The sequence below is a fragment of the Streptomyces sp. NPDC090119 genome, assembly GCF_044747085.1.
GTDB lineage: Bacteria > Actinomycetota > Actinomycetes > Streptomycetales > Streptomycetaceae > Streptomyces.
Window position 1 is genome coordinate 452,724 of record NZ_JBIVDK010000005.1, and the last position, 20,840, is coordinate 473,563.

General features: G+C 69.1%; 18 protein-coding genes. 9 read left to right on the forward strand and 9 right to left on the reverse strand.

What is annotated here, in order from left to right:
* Nucleotides 1-5: 5 nt before the first annotated feature.
* From gyrA to dnaA, 7 genes are all read right to left on the reverse strand, one after another.
* Nucleotides 6-2,621: a DNA gyrase subunit A gene (gene gyrA, locus ACIPPM_RS23600; RefSeq protein ID WP_401451102.1), complete on the reverse strand. Its 2,616-nt coding sequence runs from the start codon at nucleotides 2,619-2,621 to the stop codon at nucleotides 6-8.
* A gap of 42 nt (nucleotides 2,622-2,663) precedes the next feature.
* Nucleotides 2,664-4,733, reverse strand: coding sequence for a DNA topoisomerase (ATP-hydrolyzing) subunit B (gene gyrB, locus ACIPPM_RS23605; RefSeq protein ID WP_401451105.1), 2,070 nt, complete (start codon nucleotides 4,731-4,733; stop codon nucleotides 2,664-2,666).
* A gap of 382 nt (nucleotides 4,734-5,115) precedes the next feature.
* Nucleotides 5,116-5,655 carry a DUF721 domain-containing protein gene (locus ACIPPM_RS23610; RefSeq protein ID WP_393594283.1) on the reverse strand — a complete coding sequence of 180 codons (540 nt, stop codon included), beginning with the start codon at nucleotides 5,653-5,655 and terminating at the stop codon, nucleotides 5,116-5,118.
* Nucleotides 5,652-6,773 carry a DNA replication/repair protein RecF gene (gene recF / locus ACIPPM_RS23615; protein WP_393913253.1) on the reverse strand — a complete coding sequence of 374 codons (1,122 nt, stop codon included), beginning with the start codon at nucleotides 6,771-6,773 and terminating at the stop codon, nucleotides 5,652-5,654. Before recF ends, ACIPPM_RS23610 begins: the two co-directional genes overlap by 4 nt.
* A 72-nt stretch (nucleotides 6,774-6,845) precedes the next feature.
* Complete coding sequence (gene gnd / locus ACIPPM_RS23620) at nucleotides 6,846-7,727, reverse strand: phosphogluconate dehydrogenase (NAD(+)-dependent, decarboxylating) (protein ID WP_401451497.1); 882 nt, start codon at nucleotides 7,725-7,727, stop codon at nucleotides 6,846-6,848.
* A gap of 138 nt (nucleotides 7,728-7,865) precedes the next feature.
* Entirely contained in the window at nucleotides 7,866-8,996 is a 1,131-nt protein-coding gene (dnaN, locus tag ACIPPM_RS23625; RefSeq protein ID WP_030806004.1) for a DNA polymerase III subunit beta, read from the reverse strand.
* Between the two features lie 1,177 nt (nucleotides 8,997-10,173).
* Complete coding sequence (gene dnaA / locus ACIPPM_RS23630) at nucleotides 10,174-12,117, reverse strand: chromosomal replication initiator protein DnaA (protein ID WP_401451110.1); 1,944 nt, start codon at nucleotides 12,115-12,117, stop codon at nucleotides 10,174-10,176.
* A 405-nt stretch (nucleotides 12,118-12,522) separates the two neighbouring features.
* Here dnaA and rpmH point away from each other — a divergent pair, with 405 nt between their 5' ends.
* The 9 genes from rpmH (at nucleotide 12,523) to ACIPPM_RS23675 (ending at nucleotide 19,375) form a co-directional block, all read left to right on the forward strand.
* A complete protein-coding gene (gene rpmH, locus ACIPPM_RS23635) occupies nucleotides 12,523-12,660 on the forward strand; it encodes a 50S ribosomal protein L34 (RefSeq protein ID WP_003975051.1) in 138 nt (45 codons plus the stop codon).
* Between the two features lie 21 nt (nucleotides 12,661-12,681).
* Nucleotides 12,682-13,053, forward strand: a complete 372-nt coding sequence (gene rnpA / locus ACIPPM_RS23640) for a ribonuclease P protein component (protein WP_393594288.1) — start codon at nucleotides 12,682-12,684, stop codon at nucleotides 13,051-13,053.
* The gene (gene yidD / locus ACIPPM_RS23645) at nucleotides 13,050-13,418 is read left to right on the forward strand and encodes a membrane protein insertion efficiency factor YidD (RefSeq protein ID WP_401451114.1); all 369 of its coding nucleotides are present in this window, start codon (nucleotides 13,050-13,052) and stop codon (nucleotides 13,416-13,418) included. The genes rnpA and yidD overlap by 4 nt, the downstream gene beginning before the upstream one ends.
* Nucleotides 13,418-14,722, forward strand: coding sequence for a membrane protein insertase YidC (gene yidC / locus ACIPPM_RS23650; RefSeq protein ID WP_401451117.1), 1,305 nt, complete (start codon nucleotides 13,418-13,420; stop codon nucleotides 14,720-14,722). The genes yidD and yidC overlap by 1 nt, the downstream gene beginning before the upstream one ends.
* A 15-nt stretch (nucleotides 14,723-14,737) precedes the next feature.
* Nucleotides 14,738-15,250, forward strand: coding sequence for a protein jag (locus tag ACIPPM_RS23655; protein WP_401451119.1), 513 nt, complete (start codon nucleotides 14,738-14,740; stop codon nucleotides 15,248-15,250).
* Between the two features lie 117 nt (nucleotides 15,251-15,367).
* Complete coding sequence (rsmG, locus tag ACIPPM_RS23660) at nucleotides 15,368-16,084, forward strand: 16S rRNA (guanine(527)-N(7))-methyltransferase RsmG (RefSeq protein WP_393594293.1); 717 nt, start codon at nucleotides 15,368-15,370, stop codon at nucleotides 16,082-16,084.
* A gap of 344 nt (nucleotides 16,085-16,428) precedes the next feature.
* The gene (locus tag ACIPPM_RS23665; protein WP_401451500.1) at nucleotides 16,429-17,502 is read left to right on the forward strand and encodes a ParA family protein; all 1,074 of its coding nucleotides are present in this window, start codon (nucleotides 16,429-16,431) and stop codon (nucleotides 17,500-17,502) included.
* A complete protein-coding gene (locus tag ACIPPM_RS23670; protein ID WP_401451122.1) occupies nucleotides 17,499-18,593 on the forward strand; it encodes a ParB/RepB/Spo0J family partition protein in 1,095 nt (364 codons plus the stop codon). The genes ACIPPM_RS23665 and ACIPPM_RS23670 overlap by 4 nt, the downstream gene beginning before the upstream one ends.
* A 164-nt stretch (nucleotides 18,594-18,757) precedes the next feature.
* Entirely contained in the window at nucleotides 18,758-19,375 is a 618-nt protein-coding gene (locus ACIPPM_RS23675) for a GNAT family N-acetyltransferase (RefSeq protein ID WP_401451125.1), read from the forward strand.
* A gap of 109 nt (nucleotides 19,376-19,484) precedes the next feature.
* Here the strand turns inward: ACIPPM_RS23675 and trxA are convergent, their stop codons facing one another.
* Both trxA and trxB read right to left on the reverse strand, forming a co-directional pair.
* Nucleotides 19,485-19,817: a thioredoxin gene (trxA, locus tag ACIPPM_RS23680; protein WP_401451127.1), complete on the reverse strand. Its 333-nt coding sequence runs from the start codon at nucleotides 19,815-19,817 to the stop codon at nucleotides 19,485-19,487.
* A gap of 44 nt (nucleotides 19,818-19,861) precedes the next feature.
* Nucleotides 19,862-20,833 carry a thioredoxin-disulfide reductase gene (trxB, locus tag ACIPPM_RS23685; protein ID WP_401451130.1) on the reverse strand — a complete coding sequence of 324 codons (972 nt, stop codon included), beginning with the start codon at nucleotides 20,831-20,833 and terminating at the stop codon, nucleotides 19,862-19,864.
* Nucleotides 20,834-20,840 lie beyond the last annotated feature (7 nt).

Consider the following 20,840-nt stretch of genomic DNA (forward strand, 5'->3'; position numbering starts at 1 on the left):
TCGTGCTACTCGACTGAGGGTGCCTCACCCTCGTCCGTGCCGGTGATCTCGATGACCTCGACGGTCTCGTCGACGACGATCTCGCCGTCGACCTCCTCCGCCTCACGCCCCGCTTCGGCGTTGCGAGCGATACCGACCACGGCATCTCGCTTGCCCAGGTTGATCAGCTGGACGCCCATGGTGTCACGGCCCGTCTCCCTGACTCCGCTGGCGCGCGTACGAATCACACCGCCGGAGAGGGTGATGGCGAGGATCTCGTCACCCTCCTCGACGATCAGCGCGCCGACGAGCGAACCCCGGTCCTCCACGATCTTGGCAGCCTTGATGCCCAGACCGCCACGCCCCTGGACGCGGTACTCGTCCACGGCCGTGCGCTTGGCGTAGCCGCCGTCCGTCGCGGTGAAGACGAACGTACCCGGTCGCACCACGTTCATCGAGAGCAGCTCGTCGCCCTCGCGGAAGCTCATGCCCTTCACACCGGAGGTGGCACGGCCCATCGGACGCAGCGTGTCGTCCGAGGCGGTGAACCTGATGGACTGCGCCTTCCGGCTGACGAGGAGCAGGTCGTCGTCCGCGGAGACCAGCTCGGCGCCGATCAGCTCGTCGTCCGTGCCGTTCTCGCGCGCCCGCAGGTTGATGGCGATGACACCGCCGGAGCGCGGCGAGTCGTAGTCCTTCAGCGGGGTCTTCTTCACCAGACCGGCCTTCGTGGCGAGCACCAGGTACGGCACCGCCTCGTAGTCCCGGATCGCGAGGATCTCCGCGATCGCCTCGTCCGGCTGGAAGGCGAGCAGGTTGGCCACGTGCTGGCCGCGCGCGTCCCGGCCCGCGTCGGGCAGCTCGTACGCCTTGGCCCGGTAGACCCGGCCCTTGTTGGTGAAGAACAGCAGCCAGTGGTGCGTGGTGGAGACGAAGAAGTGGTCGACGATGTCGTCCTCCTTCAGCTTCGCGCCCCGCACCCCCTTCCCGCCGCGCTTCTGCGCCCGGTAGTCGTCCGTCTTGGTGCGCTTGATGTAACCGCCGCGCGTGACGGTGACGACGATGTCCTCCTCGGCGATCAGGTCCTCGATGGACATGTCGCCGTCGTAGGGCACCAGCGTGCTGCGCCGGTCGTCGCCGAACCGCTCGACGATGGTGGCCAGCTCGTCATGGACGATCTGCCGCTGCAGCTCCTCGGAGGCGAGGATGCGGTTGTACTCGTTGATCTTCGCCTGGAGCTCGTCGTGCTCCTGGACGATCTTCTGGCGCTCCAGGGCGGCCAGACGGCGCAGCTGCATCTCGAGGATGGCGTTGGCCTGGATCTCGTCGATGGCGAGGAGGTCCATCAGGCCGGCGCGGGCGATCTCGACGGTCTCACTGCGCCGGATCAGCGCGATGACCTCGTCGATGGCGTCCAGGGCCTTCAGCAGACCGCGCAGGATGTGCGCGCGCTCCTCGGCCTTGCGCAGCCGGAAGCGGGTCCGGCGGACGATGACCTCGATCTGGTGCGTCACCCAGTGCCGGATGAACGCGTCCAGCGACAGGGTGCGCGGCACGCCGTCGACCAGGGCCAGCATGTTGGCGCCGAAGTTCGTCTGCAGCTCGGTGTGCTTGTACAGGTTGTTCAGCACGACCTTGGCGACCGCGTCCCGCTTGAGGACGATCACCAGACGCTGACCGGTGCGGGAGGAGGTCTCGTCGCGGACGTCGGCGATGCCGCCGATCTTGCCGTCCTTCACCAGGTCGGCGATCTTCTGCGCCAGGTTGTCCGGGTTCACCTGGTACGGCAGCTCGGTGACGACCAGGCACTGCCGGTTCTGGATCTCCTCGACCTCGACCACCGCGCGCATCGTGATGGAGCCGCGCCCGGTGCGGTACGCCTCCTCGATGCCCTTGCGGCCCACGACCAGCGCGCCGGTCGGGAAGTCCGGGCCCTTGATGCGCTCGATGAGGGCGTCCAGCAGCTCCTCCTGCGACGCCTCCGGGTGCTCCAGGTGCCACTGGGCGCCCGCCGCGACCTCACGGAGGTTGTGCGGCGGGATGTTGGTCGCCATGCCGACCGCGATACCGGCCGAGCCGTTGATCAGCAGGTTGGGGAAGCGGGCGGGCAGGACGGTCGGCTCCTGGGAGCGGCCGTCGTAGTTGTCCTTGAAATCGACGGTGTCCTCGTCGATGTCGCGGACCATCTCCATGGAGAGGTGCGCCAGCTTGCACTCGGTGTACCGCATGGCGGCCGCGGGGTCGTTGCCCGGCGAGCCGAAGTTGCCGTTGGAGTCGACAAGCGGCATGCGCATCGCCCAGGGCTGGGCGAGGCGGACCAGGGCGTCGTAGATCGAGCTGTCGCCGTGGGGGTGGTAGTTACCCATGACGTCGCCGACGACGCGGGCGCACTTGTAGAAGCCGCGGTCGGGGCGGTAGCCGCCGTCGTACATCGCGTACAGCACACGGCGGTGGACGGGCTTGAGGCCGTCCCGGACGTCGGGCAGCGCGCGCGACACGATGACGGACATCGCGTAGTCGAGGTAGGAGCGCTGCATCTCGGCGTCGAGGCCCACCGGTTCGATCCGGAGGGTGAGGGCGTCGCCCGGCTCCTCCACCGGCGTCACCGGTTCGGGCACGATGTTCGGGGTCTCGTCGGTCATTGCTGGTGAAGATCCTTCCTGGTGCGGTCAGCCGGGACCGACTCAGATGTCGAGGAAGCGGACGTCCTTGGCATTGCGCTGGATGAACTGGCGGCGGGCTTCGACGTCCTCGCCCATCAGGACCGAGAACAGGTCGTCGGCCTGGGCGGCGTCGTCGAGGGTGACCTGGCCGAGGACCCGGAGGTCGACGTCCATCGTGGTCACCCGCAGCTCCTCGGCGTTCATCTCACCGAGGCCCTTGAAGCGCTGGATCGAGTCCTCGCGGACCCGCTTGCCACGCTGACGGCCGATCTCCAGCAGGGCGTCCCGCTCGCGGTCGGAGTACGCGTACTCGAAGTCGTCCCGGCCCCACTTGATCTTGTACAGCGGCGGACGCGACAGGTAGACGTGCCCGGCCTCGATCAGGGGCCGCATGAAGCGGAACAGGAAGGTCAGCAGCAGGGTGTTGATGTGCTGGCCGTCGACGTCGGCGTCCGCCATCAGGATGATCTTGTGATAGCGGAGCTTGGCGATGTCGAAGTCCTCGTGCACACCCGTGCCGAAGGCGGAGATCAGCGCCTGGATCTCCTGGTTCTGCAGGATCTTGTCGATCCGCGCCTTCTCGACGTTGAGGATCTTGCCTCGGATCGGAAGGATCGCCTGGTACTCGGGGTTGCGGCCCGACTTGGCCGAACCGCCGGCGGAGTCACCCTCGACGATGAAGATCTCGCACTTGGCCGGGTCGTTCGACTGGCAGTCGGACAGCTTGCCCGGCAGCGCGCCGGACTCCAGCAGGCCCTTGCGCCGGGTGAGGTCACGGGCCTTGCGGGCCGCCACGCGCGCGGTGGCCGCCTGGATGCCCTTGCGGATGATCTCCGCCGCCTCGACCGGGTTGCGGTCCAGCCAGTCGTTGAGGTGCTCGTAGACCGCGCGCTGCACGAAGGTCTTGGCCTCCGTGTTGCCCAGCTTGGTCTTCGTCTGGCCCTCGAACTGCGGCTCGCTCAGCTTGACCGAGATGATCGCGGTCAGACCCTCGCGGATGTCGTCACCGGTGAGGTTGTCGTCCCGCTCGCGCAGCAGCTTCTTGTCGCGCGCGTACTTGTTGATCAGGGAGGTCAGCGCGGCCCGGAAGCCCTCTTCGTGGGTGCCGCCCTCGTGGGTGTGGATGATGTTGGCGAAGGAGTAGACACCCTCGCTGTATCCGCCGTTCCACTGCATGGCGACCTCGAGGGACAGGCTCTTGTCCTTGTCCTCGGCCTCCAGCGAGACGACGGTCGGGTGCACGACCTCGCCCTTGCGGGAGTTCAGGTACGTCACGAAGTCGACGATGCCGCCGTCATAGCGGTACGTGACCGACTTGACCTCGGCCTTCTCGTCCGCGCCCGCCTCGTCCGCGCCGCTCGTGGCCTTCGCCGACTCACGCTCGTCCGTGAGCCTGATCGTCAGGCCCTTGTTCAGGAACGCCATCTCCTGGAAACGCCGCGACAGCGTCTCGAAGGAGTACTCCGTGGTCTCGAAGATCTCCGGGTCGGCCCAGAAGGTGACCGACGTGCCGGTCTCCTCGGTCGCCTCGTTCTTCACCAGCGGCGCCGTGGGAACGCCCATCTTGTAGTCCTGCGTCCAGCGGTAGCCGTCCGTCCTCACCTCGACGGCGACCTTCATGGACAGCGCGTTCACCACGGACACGCCCACACCGTGCAGACCGCCGGAGACGGCGTAACCGCCTCCGCCGAACTTGCCGCCCGCGTGCAGCACGGTCAGCACGACCTCCAGGGCGGGCTTGCCCTCGGAGGCCACGATGCCGACCGGGATGCCTCGGCCGTTGTCCACCACACGGACCCCGCCGTCGGGCAGGATCGTCACGTCGATGGTGTCCGCGTGACCGGCCAGCGCCTCGTCGACGGAGTTGTCGACGACCTCGTACACCAGGTGGTGCAGACCGCGCTCACCGGTCGAACCGATGTACATGCCGGGGCGCTTGCGGACCGCGTCCAGCCCTTCGAGCACGGTGATGGCACTGGCGTCGTAGGAGGTGGAGACGGCTGCCTCGCCGTCGACGCCGGCGTCGGTGGAAGGGATGTTCTCGTTGGGGTTGCCGGAATCGGCCACGAAGCGCCCTTTCTGGCACAGCACGAGCGCTCCTTGTGGGTGCGCGCCCTCCGGGAGGAGGGTTGCCGGAGCGGCTGCGGCATGTTGCGTTGGTAAGCCCTGAATCAGCGTTGCTCAGCTTTTCCCGGACGGTCCCCACGATTGGGGCGGGATCGCCTTCCAGTCTACCGGTAGCACTGACAATGATGGGGGCTTGCGGGCACCTGAGTCCGCATGTGCCGCCCTGAACCGGCCCCGACCGGGTCCCGATATGGGGAAGGGGGCTGCGAGGGGCTCACAGCGGCACTCAGGGCTTCGGGCCGTCAGCCCTTGTCCATCGGGGGGTACGCCCATGATCGGCCCTCGATCCGTACGCCCGTACGGCCCTGGAGTGCTCGCACGCCCCGCTGGTCAGACGTGAGGTACGTCACCCGTAGGTGTCGCCCGGACCGGCGCTTCCCGGCGCCCTGAGGGGGCCGTAACGGCGCACCGGGGCGCCCGGACCGTTCACCTTGATCATGCGGACCGTGCCGTGCCCGAGGTCCTCGTTCAGCCGGGCCACGAGCGTCGGGGCCAGCAGGCGGAGCTGCGTCGCCCACGCCGTCGAGTCGCAGGAGACCGACAGCACCCGCTCGTCCTCGTCGTACCGCTGCGGCACACAGTGCTTCGCCAGGTCCTCGCCGACGATCTGCGGCCAGCGGCCCATCACGCCGCCGACCGCCGCCGGGGCCTCCCAGCCGCGCTCGTTCAGCAGCCGGTTGATCGCCGCGCCCAGCGCCATCGGGTCCCGGCCGTCCGCCCGCGCCCCCGAGCGCAGACCGCCACCGCGCCGCACCTGCTTCTTCTGCCGCGCCGCGTCCCCGCGCGCGCGTGCCTGCTCCTTCGCCGCGCGCAGCGCCACGCGCGCGAGGTCGACACCGGACGGCTCCGGCGCCTTGCGGTCCTCGCCGCCCTCACCGGCGCTCATGCCGGTTCCACCGTCCCGTCGGCGACCGCGTACCGGGCGCCCGCCAGGACGTGCGGCACGTCGTCGTCGACCGCGGCCGTCACGAGCACCTGCTCGCCGGGCGCCACCAGCTCGGCCAGCCGCTCCCGGCGGCGCGCGTCCAGCTCGGCGAAGACGTCGTCCAGGATCAGCACCGGCTCGTTGCCCTCGTCCCGCAGCAGGTCGTACGAGGCCAGGCGCAGCGCGAGCGCGTAGGACCAGGACTCGCCGTGCGAGGCGTAGCCCTTGGCGGGGAGGCGGCCGAGCCGGAGCACCAGGTCGTCGCGGTGCGGGCCGACCAGGGTCACGCCCCGCTCGATCTCCTGCTTACGCGCCTCGGCGAGCGCCGCCAGCAGTTGCTCGGCCAGTTCCTCGCGGGTGTGCGCGGTGCCGGGCGCGGAGGACTTGTAGTCCAGCGCGACGGGGCCGCCGCCGGGGGCCAGCTGCTCGTACGCCTTGTCGGCGAGCGGCTGGAGCACCCCGATCAGGTCCAGGCGCTGCGCCAGCAGCTCGGCGCCCGCGCGCGCGAGGTGCTGGTCCCACACGTCGAGCGTGGAGAGGTCCATGGTGCGGCCGCCGTGCCGACGCGCGAGGGCCGCCGACTTCAGCAGGGTGTTGCGCTGCTTGAGCACCCGCTCGTAGTCGGAGCGGACGCCCGCCATGCGCGGGGAGCGCGCGGTGATCAGCTCGTCCAGGAAGCGGCGCCGCTCACCGGGGTCGCCCTTGATCAGCGCCAGGTCCTCGGGCGCGAACAGCACGGTCCGCACGATGCCCAGCACGTCCCGCGGCCTGACCTGCGCGGACCGGTTGATCCGGGCCCGGTTGGCGCGGCCGGGGTTCAGCTCCAGCTCGACCAGCTGCTGCCGCTCGCCCTGGCGGACCTGCGCCCGGACGACGGCGCGCTCGGCGCCCATGCGGACCAGGGGGGCGTCGGCGGAGACCCGGTGGCTGCCAAGGGTGGCCAGATAGCCGACGGCCTCGACGAGGTTGGTCTTGCCCTGCCCGTTGGGGCCGACGAAGGCGGTGACGCCCGAGCCGAGCGGAACCTCGGCCCGGGCGTACGAGCGGAAGTCGGCCAGCGAAAGATGCGTGACGTGCATGGTCGTTCGCCGACCTCCCTCAACAGCATGTGGATCGCGGACGCGACCCTGTGGACCACTTCTTCTGCGTGCTTACGGCTTCTTCTCCACCGCGTGGCCGCCGAACTGGTTGCGCAGCGCGGCGATCATCTTCATCTGCGGCGAGTCGTCCTGCCGCGAGGCGAACCGCGCGAACAGCGACGCGGTGATCGCGGGCAGCGGCACCGCGTTGTCGATCGCGGCCTCCACCGTCCAGCGTCCCTCACCGGAGTCCTGGGCGTAACCGCGGAGGCCGTCCAGGTGCTCGTCGTCGTCCAGGGCGTTGACCGCGAGGTCGAGCAGCCAGGAACGGATGACCGTGCCCTCCTGCCAGGAGCGGAAGATCTCGCGGACGTTCTCCACGGAGTCGACCTTCTCCAGCAGCTCCCAGCCCTCGGCGTACGCCTGCATCATGGCGTACTCGATGCCGTTGTGGACCATCTTGGAGAAGTGGCCCGCGCCGACCTTGCCGGCGTGTACGGAGCCGAAGTCGCCCTCGGGCTTCAGCGCGTCGAAGACCGGGCGCACCTTGGCGACGTTCTCCTCGGCACCGCCGTACATCAGCGCGTAGCCGTTGGCGAGGCCGTGGACACCGCCGGAGACGCCGCAGTCGACGAAGCCTATGCCCTTGGCCGCGAGCTCCTCGGCGTGCTTCTCGTCGTCCGTCCAGCGGGAGTTGCCGCCGTCCACGACCACGTCGCCGGGCTCCAGCAGCTCGCCCAGCTGGTCGACGGTCGCCTGCGTCGCCTCGCCCGCCGGGACCATCACCCAGACCACGCGCGGGGCGCTGAGCTTGCCCACCAGCTCTTCGAGGCTGTGGACGTCCGCGAGGTCCGCGTTGCGGTCGTATCCGATGACGGTGTGGCCTGCGCGGCGGATGCGCTCGCGCATGTTGCCGCCCATCTTGCCGAGGCCGACGAGACCGAGCTCCATCAGTTGTTCCTTAGGTCGCTGTGTGGCGTGCCGGGCACGTGGGTGCCCGGCACCGAGCCTAACGGCGGCCCGTCCCGCACAGCTGTGGGCATACGCGCTCATACGTACGCCCTCACCTGGGCTTTTGCCGGAGAGCCCGACTCAGCCGCTCAGCCGCACCGGCATGATCAGGTACTTGTAGGCGTCGTCCGCCTCCGCGTCCAGCGCGGGCTTGCCGCTGAGCAGCGCGGGCTTGGTGGAGGTGGTGAACGACAGCTGGGCGACGGGCGAGTCGATGGCGCTCAGGCCGTCCAGCAGGAAGGTCGGGTTGAAGGCGATCGAGATGTCGTCGCCGTCGAGCTGTGCGTCGACCCTTTCCACAGCCTGTGCGTCGTCGCTGGAACCGGCCTCCAGGATCAGCACGCCCTGCTCGAAGCTCAGCCGCACCGGGGTGTTCCGCTCGGCGACCAGGGCGACGCGCTTGACGGCCTCCACGAAGGGGGCGGTCTCGATCACGGCGACCGAGTTGAACTCCGTCGGGAACAGCGTGCGGTACTTCGGCAGGTCGCCCTCGAGCAGCCGCGTGGTGGTGCGGCGGCCCGCGCCCTCGAAGCCGATCAGGCCCTCGCCGGAACCGGAGCCGGAGAGCGCCAGGGTGACGCTGTCACCGGCGCCGAGCGACTTGGCGGTGTCCAGGAGCGTCTTGGCCGGGACCAGGGCGACCGCGGAGGCGTCCGGGTTCTCCGGCTTCCACAGGAACTCGCGGACCGCGAAGCGGTACCGGTCGGTGGAGGCCAGGGTGACGGTGTCGCCCTCGATCTCGATGCGCACACCAGTGAGGACGGGCAGCGTGTCGTCGCGCCCGGCGGCGATGGCCACCTGGGACGCGGCGGCCGCGAAGACCTCGCCGGGGACGGTGCCCGTGGCGGTCGGCATCTGCGGCAGCGCCGGGTACTCCTCCACCGGCAGGGTGTGGAGGGTGAAGCGGGAGGAGCCGCAGACCACGGTCGCCCGTACACCGTCTGTGGAGATCTCCACCGGGCGGTTGGGCAGCGCGCGGCAGATGTCGGCGAGCAGCCGGCCGGACACCAGGACGGTGCCCTCCTCCTCGACCTCGGCCTCGACGCCCACCCGGGCGGAGACCTCGTAGTCGAAGCCCGACAGGCTCAGCTGGCCCTCCTCGGCCTTCAGCAGCAGGCCGGCGAGGACAGGAGCCGGCGGACGGGCCGGAAGGCTGCGTGCCGCCCACGCCACTGCCTCCGCGAGTACGTCGCGTTCAACCCGGATCTTCACCGTAAGCCGCCTCCTGCTGTTGCGTCTGAGTCCTCCGACTCGGTGTCGCCGCCCATTGCCGGGGGAAGGACACCGGTGACCAGTCTGACGCACTGCGCTGACAGCGGGTGCCGGTCGGGGTCAAGTCGGTCCGAGCGGCAGCCGGGCTCGAAACAGCGAGTTGTGCACAGGCCCCGCTTCGAAACGGATTCCCAGCTCTCTCTAGTTGGAAGTAGTAGTAGGGGCTGTGGATACCGTGGATAACCTCGTTTTCGCAGGTCAGACCCCAAATTTTATCCACTGCCCCTGTGGGCGGAGCCGGTGGAAAACCCGGCCCCTCTGTGGAGAACAGAAAGTTCTGCACACACCGTCCCCAGGACAGGGCGAGTTCTCCCCAGCTGCGTCCCCAGGTTTGGCGACGTTTCCCACAGGGTCTGTCGGCAGCTTCGTGTGACGGCTTTCACTCGACGCAGTGACGGCGCCCGTCGCGTTGCCGAACAGTGGACAGTGATGTGGAGAAGCTGGCTTCCGCTGGGGACAACCGCCCCCAACCTGTGGGCCGAGCCGTGGACAACGTTACGCACAGGGTGTGGACGGAGTGCTTGTCCACACCCTGTGCGTAACGTTGTCCACGAATCCACAGCCCTCTGAGCTGGGCAGACGTCCTACGCCCAGGCTCCCTGTGGACGCAGCTTGGGACAACTTCTCAGTCCCCAGCCTGTGGGCGGAAGAAAGTCGGGAAATCTGTGGAGGGAGGCCGTAACCCGGCGGCGAATCGAACACAAGGTTGCTGGCGGGACACGGAGGTTGGGGGCGGGGAGGGGCCGCGGAAGGCCCGCGGAGGGCTTGAGGGGCTCGGATCGAGGGGTCGGGCGGAGGTCTGGGGGCCTTGTATGGAGGTACGGGCGGGGTGCTCCGAGGCGGGCTCCGGGAACAGCCGGTCCCTGGCCGGTTCCCTGCGGGGCGGGCCGGAGCAGGTTGGCTCCGCGGATCGGCGGGCGACGCGCGGGCGAGCGGCGGCCACCGAGGAGACGCGGTGGGTCCGACGGCACCCCAGGGCATCCGCGGGCGTCCTCCACCGCGTATCCGGCCCGGCGGGCGATCCCCGACCGTCTCTCCCGCGGACGCTTCCCGCAGGAACGGCGAAGGGCGCCCCGGAGACCTCCCGGAGCGCCCTCAGGCTCGTACGCGGCCGACGTCAGCCGTTCTTGATGCGGTTCGTCAGCTCGGTCACCTGGTTGTAGATCGAGCGCCGTTCGGCCATCAGCGCCCGGATCTTGCGGTCCGCGTGCATGACGGTGGTGTGATCCCGGCCGCCGAACTGGGCGCCGATCTTCGGCAGCGACAGGTCGGTCAGCTCGCGGCACAGGTACATGGCGATCTGCCGGGCGGTGACCAGCGCGCGGCCGCGCGAGGTGCCGCACAGGTCGTCCACGGTGAGCCCGAAGTAGTCCGCGGTGGCCCCCATGATGGCCGGGGCCGTGATCTCCGGGGCGGAGTCCTCGCCGCCGGGGATCAGGTCCTTCAGGACGATCTCGGTGAGCCCCAGGTCCACCGGCTGCCGGTTGAGCGAGGCGAACGCCGTCACCCGGATCAGCGCGCCCTCCAGCTCACGGATGTTCCGCGAGATCCGGGAGGCGATGAACTCCAGCACCTCCGGCGGGGCGTTGAGCTGCTCCTGCACCGCCTTCTTGCGCAGGATCGCGATCCGCGTCTCCAGCTCGGGCGGCTGGACGTCGGTGATCAGGCCCCACTCGAAACGGTTGCGCAGCCGGTCCTCCAGCGTGACCAGCTGCTTGGGCGGCCGGTCGGAGGACAGCACGATCTGCTTGTTGGCGTTGTGCAGCGTGTTGAAGGTGTGGAAGAACTCCTCCTGCGTCGACTCCTTGTCCGCGAGGAACTGGATGTCGTCGACGAGCAGGATGTCCATCTCCCGGTACCGCTTGCGGAAGCTGTCGCCCTTGCCGTCGCGGATGGAGTTGATGAACTCGTTGGTGAACTCCTCCGAGCTGACGTACCGCACGCGCGTGCCGGGGTACAGGCTGCGCGCGTAGTGCCCGATCGCGTGCAGCAGGTGCGTCTTGCCGAGTCCCGACTCCCCATAGATGAAGAGGGGGTTGTACGCCTTCGCCGGCGCCTCGGCGACGGCCACCGCCGCCGCGTGCGCGAAGCGGTTGGACGCGCCGATGACGAAGGTGTCGAAGAGGTACTTCGGGTTCAGCCGCGCCGTCGGCTCGCCAGGACCCCCGGCGGCCGGGGACGAGGAGGACGACGAGCCGGGGCCGCCGCGGCCGGTGGACGGCAACTCGGGACGCCCGGTCCCGCCGCCGCCCCGGCGCGCGGGGCCGCTGTCGGACGGCGGCTCGGGCAGCTCGCGGCGGACCGGGTCGCGCTGGTCGTACTCGGCGCGGGGCGCGCCGTACTCCCGGCGCGGGGCGTCGTAGCCGGGGCGCTGCTGCTCGTATCCCTGGCGCTCGCGGCCGGGCGCGCGGTAGTCCGGCGCGCCGTAGGAGTCCTGGGGCGGGGAGGCGTAGGGGTCGCGCTCGGGGTAGCCGAGGCGGGGCTGCTGCCAGCCGTAGTCGTCCTGGCCGGAGCGCGGCCACGCGCCGGGCTCGGGGCGCTGGTACTCGGACGGGTAGGTGGGGCGGGCCGTCGGCATCCGCTCCTCGCGCCCGGTCGGCGGGCGTTCGCCGTGACCGGCCGGTCCGTCGCCCGGGAGCTGGTGGTCCTCGGTGTGGCGGCGGCCGTAGCCCTCGTAGGGGCCGGAGGGCAGTTCCGGCTCCTCGTAGCGCGGCTGCTGGGCGCCCTGCTCATGGGCGTCCGGCTGCTCGTGGTCGGCGGACTGCTGCGGGGCCGGGGGGCCGCCGACGGAGTCGTCCACGGTGATGGCGATCCGGATGGGGCGGCCGCACTCGCGGCTCAGGGTCTCGCTGACGACCGGGGCCAGGCGGCCCTCCAGTACGCCCTTGGCGAATTCGTTCGGCACGGCGAGCAGCGCGGTGTCCGCGACCAGGGCCAACGGCTGGCAGCGCCTGATCCAGTGCTCGTCCTTGGTCTCGACGCCCTGGCCACGGCCCTCGCCCAGGAGTTTCTCCAGTACGCGTGGCCACACTGCGGCAAGATCGGCAGGTACGTCAGCCACAGGGCACGCTCTCTCACAGGTCCCACGAACGTGTGGTTGTGGGATGGGTCGGGATGACAATCAGGTGGACGGGCCCGGACTGGCCGGGCAATCCCGGTCGTGCGGGGACAAGGGAACGAATCGGAGTTCAGCCACGGTAGTCAGGGCAGCCGGTAGGGTTCAAGTTGTTGTCCCCAGCCTGTGGACAGTCTCCCCCGACGGGCGCCGGTTTGACCGGATGGCGTAGCCGCGCGTACCGTGACCAGGTCGAGTTGTCGATGGCTGCTGCCGCCTGCCTCCGATGGGCACAGATCACTTCAGGTGATCGGGAAGCGGTGCACTCGGGCGCGTTGCGAGCTACTCGTGGGCGCACGGTGACAGCCAGGACGGCACCCCGCCACTACCGATTTCTTCTGGAGCCCCCGAGTGAGCAAGCGCACCTTCCAGCCGAACAACCGTCGTCGCGCGAAGACCCACGGCTTCCGGCTGCGTATGCGTACCCGTGCCGGCCGCGCCATCCTGGCGACCCGCCGCAGCAAGGGTCGCGCCCGTCTGTCCGCCTGATCCCGATCAGGTCATGACATCGTGCTGCCCTTCGAAAACCGGCTGAGGCGGCGCGAGGACTTCGCATCCGCGGTACGACGAGGACGCCGGGCCGGTCGCCCGACTCTCGTCGTCCACCTTCGTAGCGGTGCCACGGACCCGCACGCGCCTGGGGAGAGCGCTTCCCCGACGCGTGCGGGTTTCGTCGTGAGCAAGGCCGTGGGCAACGCGGTCGTCCGCAACACAGTGAAGCGCAGACTGCGTCACCTGATGCGTGACCGAGTCGCTCTGATTCCCCCCGGTAGCCTGGTAGTCGTACGCGCGCTGCCCGGATCGGGCGACGCGGACCACGCACAGCTGGCCCGAGACCTGGACGCCGCCCTACAGCGGCTGATGGGAGGGGGCACGCGATGAAGTACCCGCTACTGGCCCTGATCAAGTTGTACCAGTGGACGATCAGTCCGCTGCTGGGGCCGGTGTGCAAGTACTACCCGTCGTGCTCCCACTACGGCTACACGGCCATCGACCGGCACGGTGCCATCAAGGGAACAGCACTCACGGCCTGGCGCATTCTCCGCTGCAATCCGTGGTCGCTGGGCGGTGTGGACCATGTCCCGCCGCGCAAGCGTCCGCGGTGGCACGAGATGCTGCGCAACGCCTGGGGCGCACGCAAGGGCGGGAACTCCGCCGACCCGGCCACCGAGGCGAAGCTTTCTTCCGAGCCACCTTCGGGCCCGGCCGCAGAGACTTCTCGTCCCATGCCCAAGGAGCATGATTAGTGGACACGATCGCAAGCTTCTTCAGCTTCATCACGACACCCGTTTCCTGGGTCATCGTCCAGTTCCATTCGGTGTACGGGTCCATCTTCGGCCCGGACACGGGTTGGGCCTGGGGCCTGTCCATCGTGTCGCTGGTGGTCCTGATCCGCATCTGCCTGATCCCGCTCTTCGTGAAGCAGATCAAGGCCACGCGCGCGATGCAGACGCTCCAGCCGGAGATGAAGAAGATCCAGGAGCGCTACAAGAACGACAAGCAGCGCCAGTCCGAAGAGATGATGAAGCTGTACAAGGAGTCGGGTACCAACCCGCTCTCCTCGTGCCTTCCCATCCTGGCGCAGTCGCCGTTCTTCTTCGCCCTGTACCACGTGCTCAACGGCATCGCGTCGGGCAAGACCATCGGCGTCATCAACGACTCGCTGCTGGAGAGCGCCCGTAAGGCCCACATCTTCGGCGCCCCGCTCGCGGCGAAGTTCAAGGACAGCGCGGACACCCTCCACGCTCTCGGTGCCACGGTCACCGACGTGCGGGTCGTCACCGCCATCATGATCATCCTGATGTCGGCGTCGCAGTTCTACACGCAGCGCCAGCTGATGACGAAGAACGTCGACACCTCGGTGAAGACCCCGTTCATGCAGCAGCAGAAGATGCTGATGTACGTCTTCCCGATCATGTTCGCCGTCTTCGGCATCAACTTCCCGGTCGGTGTCCTCATCTACTGGCTGACCACCAACGTGTGGACCATGGGTCAGCAGATGTACGTCATCCGCAACAACCCGACTCCGGGCTCCAAGGCGCAGGCGTCCTACCTGGAGCGGCTGACCAGCCACGTCACGCACCACGGCAAGGTCCGCAGCCGCGGCGCCCGGGTGATCGTCAAGGCGATCGTCGCCAAGGGCCGCGAGCGCAACGAGGCCGAGCGGAAGTTCATCAACGCCCTCAGCAAGGCGGGACTCACGGCCCAGGCCGACGGCAACGTGGTCAAGAGCGACAGTCAGGCCGTCGAACAGGCCGAGGACGGTACGCCCATCGCGGCCGCCGCGGCGCGACGTCAGCAGCCCAAGCGACAGAGCAAGTCCCAGCGTCAGTCGGGGCAGAAGCAGCCGCACGAGACCGAGCCGACCGCCGAGCACGCTCCCGAGCCGGACGCCGAGCAGGCGCCCTCGCTGACCAAGTCCGAGGAGCCGCAGGACGCCGCGCCCGCGCCCCCCAAGCAGACTCCGAAGCCCGGTTCCGGCACCCGCAGCAAGGCCCAGTCCGGGCAGCGCAAGGGTGGCCAGCGGCCCAAGTCCCCGTCCAAGAAGTAAGAAGGAGCCCATCCCGTGACGGAAGGCACCACCACCGCCGCCACTGAGGGTGCTGACACCCTCACCCGCCTCGAGCAGGAGGGCGAGATCGCTGCGGACTACCTCGAGGCTCTGCTGGACATCGCCGACCTCGACGGCGACATCGACATGGACGTGGAGGCCGACCGCGCCTCTGTCTCGATCATCAGCGACGCGAACGGCCGGGATCTGCAGAAGCTGGTCGGCCGGGACGGCGAGGTGCTGGAGGCGCTGCAGGAGCTGACGCGTCTTGCCGTGCACCGCGAGACCGGTGACCGTAGCCGGCTGATGCTGGACATCGCGGGCTACCGGGCCCAGAAGCGCGCCGAGCTGGCCGAGCTGGGCGCCAAGGCGGCCGCCGAGGTCAAGAGCAGCGGCGAGCCGGTCAAGCTCAAGCCGATGACGCCGTTCGAGCGCAAGGTCGTCCACGACGCGATCAAGGGTGCGGGACTGCGCAGCGAGTCCGAGGGCGAGGAGCCGCAGCGCTTCGTCGTCGTGCTGCCCGCCTGATCGGCCCCATGGTTCCATCGGCCCCGTCTGACCAACAGACGGGGCCGAAGTTTGTCAGCCTGGTAGTTCTGAGGGCCGGTGCGTGAAGCACCGGCGCGGTACGGAAGGACGGTCCCCGTGACGGAGGCAGCTGAGCTTCCCCCCGCGCCCGAACAGGCGCGGGAAGTGTTTGGCGATCGCTTCGAGGATGCGGTCCGCTATGCGGAGCTGCTGGCCGAGGCCGGAGTCCAGCGTGGCCTGATCGGCCCGCGGGAGGTGCCCCGCCTGTGGGAGCGGCATCTGCTGAACTGCGCGGTGCTCTCCGAGGCCGTCCCCGAGGGGGTGACGGTGTGCGATGTCGGCTCGGGTGCGGGTCTGCCGGGCATTCCGCTGGCCCTGGTGCGCCCCGACCTGAACATCACCCTGCTGGAGCCTCTGCTGCGCCGCACCACGTTCCTCACCGAGGTCGTGGAGCTGCTGGGCCTGGACCATGTCACCGTGGTCCGCGGCCGCGCGGAGGAGATGCTGGGCAAGGTGCCGCCGGTCCACGTGGTGACCGCGCGTGCTGTGGCCCCGCTGGACCGGCTGGCCGCCTGGGGCATCCCGCTGCTGCGGCCGTACGGCGAGATGCTGGCGCTCAAGGGTGACACCGCCGAGGAGGAGCTGAAGGCGGCGTCCACCGCACTCAGCAAGCTCGGCGCGGTGTCGACCTCGGTCCTGCACGTGGGCGAGGGCGTGGTGGACCCGCTCTCCACGGTGGTCCGGGTGGAGGTCGGTGAGAGTCCGGGCGGTGTGCGGTTCGCCGCCAAGCGGGCCAAGGCGGCCCGGACGAGCCGGACGCGTCGGCGTCGCTGAGGTGTGGGCTACTGAGTTCTGAGTCGCCGAGTCTGAAGAGTGCGCCCCTGGCCGAGGCCGGGGGCGCTTTCTTTTGCGCTGGTTCCCTGCCCGTTGATCTGCCTCAGCCGGACTAGTCGGCTGGGCGGGGTCGGAGTGTCGCGGAGTCCCGGCCCTCGTGGCTGTGCATCGTGTTTCACGTGAAACGTCGCTCTCTGCTGCACGGCATCATCAGTCGCGGTCGCGCCGCGGCGGAACCCCTCGACCGGCGGCCTCTTGGTTCACTCGGAGGGGTACCGAAGTTGTCCACAGAGGTGGACTTCTCCACAGAACGCCAGGGCTCACTGGTTCGCGCCCCCGAAGGCATGGGAGGCTCTGTTCATTGCGAGCCTGTAGTCGAGGAGAGTGAATCCTTGCGGTCCGACGCCAACATCGCGGGACCGATGACCGATCCGGTCCCCGGTCCCCGTACCGAATCGAGGGAGACGGATGTTTCACGTGAAACACCGCCTCCGATGGACGACACTCCCATCGGTCGTGCGGCCCAAGTGGCGGTCGACGCCCTGGGCCGTGCCGCGGAGGGCATGCCGAGGCCGGAGCAGACCCGAGTCATCGTGGTCGCCAACCAGAAGGGCGGCGTCGGCAAGACGACGACGACCGTCAACCTCGCCGCCTCCCTCGCGCTGCACGGCGCCCGGGTCCTGGTGATCGACCTCGACCCCCAGGGGAATGCCTCCACGGCGCTGGGGATCGACCACCACGCGGAAGTCCCCTCCATCTACGACGTCCTGGTGGACAGCCAGCCGCTCGCCGAGGTTGTCCAGCCCGTCACCGATGTCGAGGGTCTCTTCTGCGCTCCCGCCACGATCGACCTCGCCGGTGCGGAGATCGAACTGGTCTCCCTGGTCGCCCGTGAGAGCCGGTTGCAGCGCGCGATCGGGGCGTACGAGCAGCCGTTGGACTACATCCTCATCGACTGCCCGCCGTCGCTGGGCCTGTTGACGGTCAACGCACTCGTGGCGGGCCAGGAAGTCCTCATCCCGATCCAGTGCGAGTACTACGCACTGGAGGGCCTGGGCCAGCTCCTGCGCAACGTCGACCTGGTGCGGGGTCACCTCAACCAGTCTCTGCATGTGTCGACGATCCTGCTCACCATGTACGACGGCCGGACCCGCCTCGCCTCCCAGGTCGCGGATGAGGTGCGCACCCACTTCGGCGACGAGGTGCTGCGGACGAGCATTCCCCGCTCGGTCCGTATCTCCGAGGCGCCGAGCTACGGGCAGACGGTGCTGACCTACGATCCAGGTTCGAGCGGTGCGCTCTCCTATCTCGAGGCTGCCCGAGAGATCGCGCTGAGGGGCGTGGGGGTCAGCTATGACCCGACCCAGGCCCATCTCGGCACCCAGAACGACCGGAACATGGTGGAGGGGATGCAGTGAGTGATCGACGAAGGGGGCTGGGCCGAGGACTTGGCGCACTGATCCCCGCAGCACCGACAGAGAAGATCCCGGCTTCGGCCGTGCTGGGCGCTGGATCGCCCACCTCCTCGGGATCGGGCCCGACGCTGTCGCCCGACCGCAGGCCCACCGGGATCGGCCGAGGCGGCGCCCTGCCGTCGGCATCCCGCGAGCTGGAGGAGGTCCCGGCCAGCCCGGCCGACGACCGGCCCGCACCGCCCGCCGGTGCCTACTTCGCCGAGCTGCCGATCGAGGCCATCACGCCGAACCCGCGCCAGCCGCGGGAGGTCTTCGACGAGGACGCGCTGAACGAACTGGTCGTCTCCATCAAGGAGGTGGGCCTGCTTCAGCCCGTCGTCGTACGGGAACTGGGCGACGACCGCTATGAACTGATCATGGGTGAGCGCCGTCTGCGCGCCAGCCGCGAGGCGGAACTCGAGACCATCCCGGCGATCGTCCGCGCCACGGACGACGAGAAGCTCCTGCTGGACGCCCTGCTGGAGAACCTGCACCGCGCGCAGCTGAACCCACTGGAAGAGGCCCACGCCTACGACCAGTTGCTCAAGGACTTCAACTGCACGCACGACCAGCTGGCCGACCGTATCGGACGCTCCCGGCCGCAGATCTCCAACACCCTGCGGCTGCTGAAGCTGTCGGCCACCGTGCAGAAGCGGGTCGCCGCAGGGGTGCTCTCGGCGGGGCATGCGCGGGCGCTGCTGTCCGTGGAGGACTCCGAGGAGCAGGACCGGCTGGCGCACCGCATCGTGGCCGAGGGGCTGTCGGTGCGGGCCGTCGAGGAGATCGTGACCCTGATGGGGTCGCGGCCGCAGGGGGCCCAGCGCACCAAGGGACCGCGGGCGGGCGCTCTGGTCTCCCCGGCGCTGAGCGGTCTGGCGACGCGGCTCTCCGACCGGTTCGAGACCCGGGTGAAGGTCGACCTCGGTCAGAAGAAGGGCAAGATCACCGTCGAGTTCGCCTCGGTGGAGGATCTGGAACGCATCCTCGGCACGCTGGCCCCCGGTGAGGGGCCGATCCTGCCGAAGGGGTCCCCGGAGGGCGAGTCCGAGGAGTAGCCCTCCGGGAGGGCGTCCCGTCAGCGGGACTGCGAGAGCGGGTCGTGTCCGGTGTGCACCGGAACACGGTCCGCTCTTTGCTTTGCGCCGGTATCGAAGGGATTCGCATCGTGGATACGATGCGATCGGATGTGACGCGGCGAAGGAAGCGAGGAACGGCTTTCATGGGGCGTCGGCTCGTACCGCTCACGCTGGACAACCTTCAGGATCTTCCCCAGCGGTGCCGTTCATGCGTCTTCTGGGAGCTGGACCCCGTCAGCGCCGAGGCCGCCGTGCGGGCGGGCACCACGGAGGTGGAGAAGGAGTCCTGGATCTCCGCCGTCCTGCTGGACTGGGGCTCGTGCGGCCGGGTGGCCTATGTCGACGACGTACCGGTCGGCTTCGTGCTCTATGCCCCGGCGGCCTACGTCCCGCGCGCGACGGCGTTCCCCACGAGCCCGATCTCCCCGGACGCCGTGCAGCTCATCACGTCGTTCATCATGCCCGGCTATCAAGGGCAGGGGCTGGGACGGGTGCTGGTGCAGGCGGTCGCCAAGGACCTGCTGCGCCGGAACTTCAAGGCCATCGAGGCGTTCGGGGACACCCGCTGGAAAGAGCCCGCCTGCCTGCTGCCCGCCGACCATCTCCTCGCCGTCGGCTTCAAGACGGTGCGGCAGCACTCCCGGCATCCTCGACTACGTCTGGAGCTGCGCTCGGCGCTGTCCTGGAAGGAAGACGTCGAGCTGGCCCTCGACCGACTGCTGGGCGCGGTGCACAAGGAGCCTGCGCTGCGGCCGCTGTGACGGGCCGGGCGGTCTCCGCATCCCGAACACGACGAAGGGGCCGACCCTGTTGGGTCGGCCCCTTCGTGGGCCATGTTTCACGTGAAACATCGGCCGGTGCTGCGAAACGTCAGCCGGTGATGAAGTCGTCCAGGTCGCGGACGAGCGCTGCCTTCGGCTTGGCACCGACGATCGTCTTGACGACCTCGCCGCCCTGGTAGACGTTCAGCGTCGGGATGGACATGACGCCGTACTTGGCGGCCGTGGCCGGGTTCTCGTCGATGTTCAGCTTGACGATCTGGATCTTGTCGCCGTGCTCGGCGGCGATGGCCTCCAGGGACGGGGCGATCTGGCGGCACGGGCCGCACCAATCGGCCCAGAAGTCCACCAGGACGGGCTTGTCGCTCTTGAGGACGTCCTCGTCGAAGGAGTCGTCAGTCACTTTCTTCACGGTGCCGGCCACAGCGGGCTCCTTACTTGATCATTCGAGGGGGGATGGGGGGTAAGTCAGACAGCGGTCTTCTCGGGCTCGGCGTGGCCGCCCTCGTCCAGCAGGGACGCGAGGTAGCGCTCGGAGTCCAGAGCCGAGGCGCAGCCGGTGCCGGCCGCGGTGATCGCCTGGCGGTAGGTGTGGTCGACGACGTCACCCGCGGCAAAGACGCCGGGCAGGTTGGTCCGGGTGGAGGGCGCGTCCACCTTGAGGTAGCCCTCCGCGTCCAGGTCCAGCTGGCCCTTGAAGAGCTCGGTGCGCGGGTCGTGCCCGATGGCGATGAACAGACCCGTGACGGGCAGGTCGGACAGCTCGCCGGTCTTGAGGTTGCGGAGCTTCAGCCCGGTGAGCTTCTTATCGCCCAGGATCTCGACGACCTCGCTGTCCCAGGCGAACTTGATCTTCGGGTCATTGAAGGCACGCTCCTGCATCGCCTTGGAGGCGCGCAGGGTGTCCCGGCGGTGGACGATCGTCACGGACTTGGCGAACCGGGAGAGGAAGGTGGCCTCCTCCATCGCGGTGTCGCCGCCGCCGATCACGGCGATGTCCTGGTCCCGGAAGAAGAAGCCGTCACAGGTGGCGCACCACGAGACGCCACGGCCGGACAGCGCGTCCTCGTTGGGCAGCGCGAGCTTGCGGTGCTGGGAGCCGGTGGCGATGATCACGGCCTTGGCCCGGTGAACCGTGCCCGCAGTGTCGGTGACGGTCTTCACGTCGCCGGTGAGGTCGACGGAGACGACGTCGTCCGGCAGCAGCTCGGCGCCGAAACGCTCGGCCTGCGCCCGCATGTTGTCCATCAGCTCGGGGCCCATGATGCCGTTGGGGAAGCCCGGAAAGTTCTCCACCTCGGTGGTGTTCATCAGCGCGCCACCTGCGGTGACGGCACCCTCGAACACCAGGGGCTTCAGGGACGCACGCGCGGTGTACAGCGCCGCCGTGTAGCCCGCGGGCCCGGAGCCGATGATGATCACATTACGGACGTCGCTCACGGCTTGG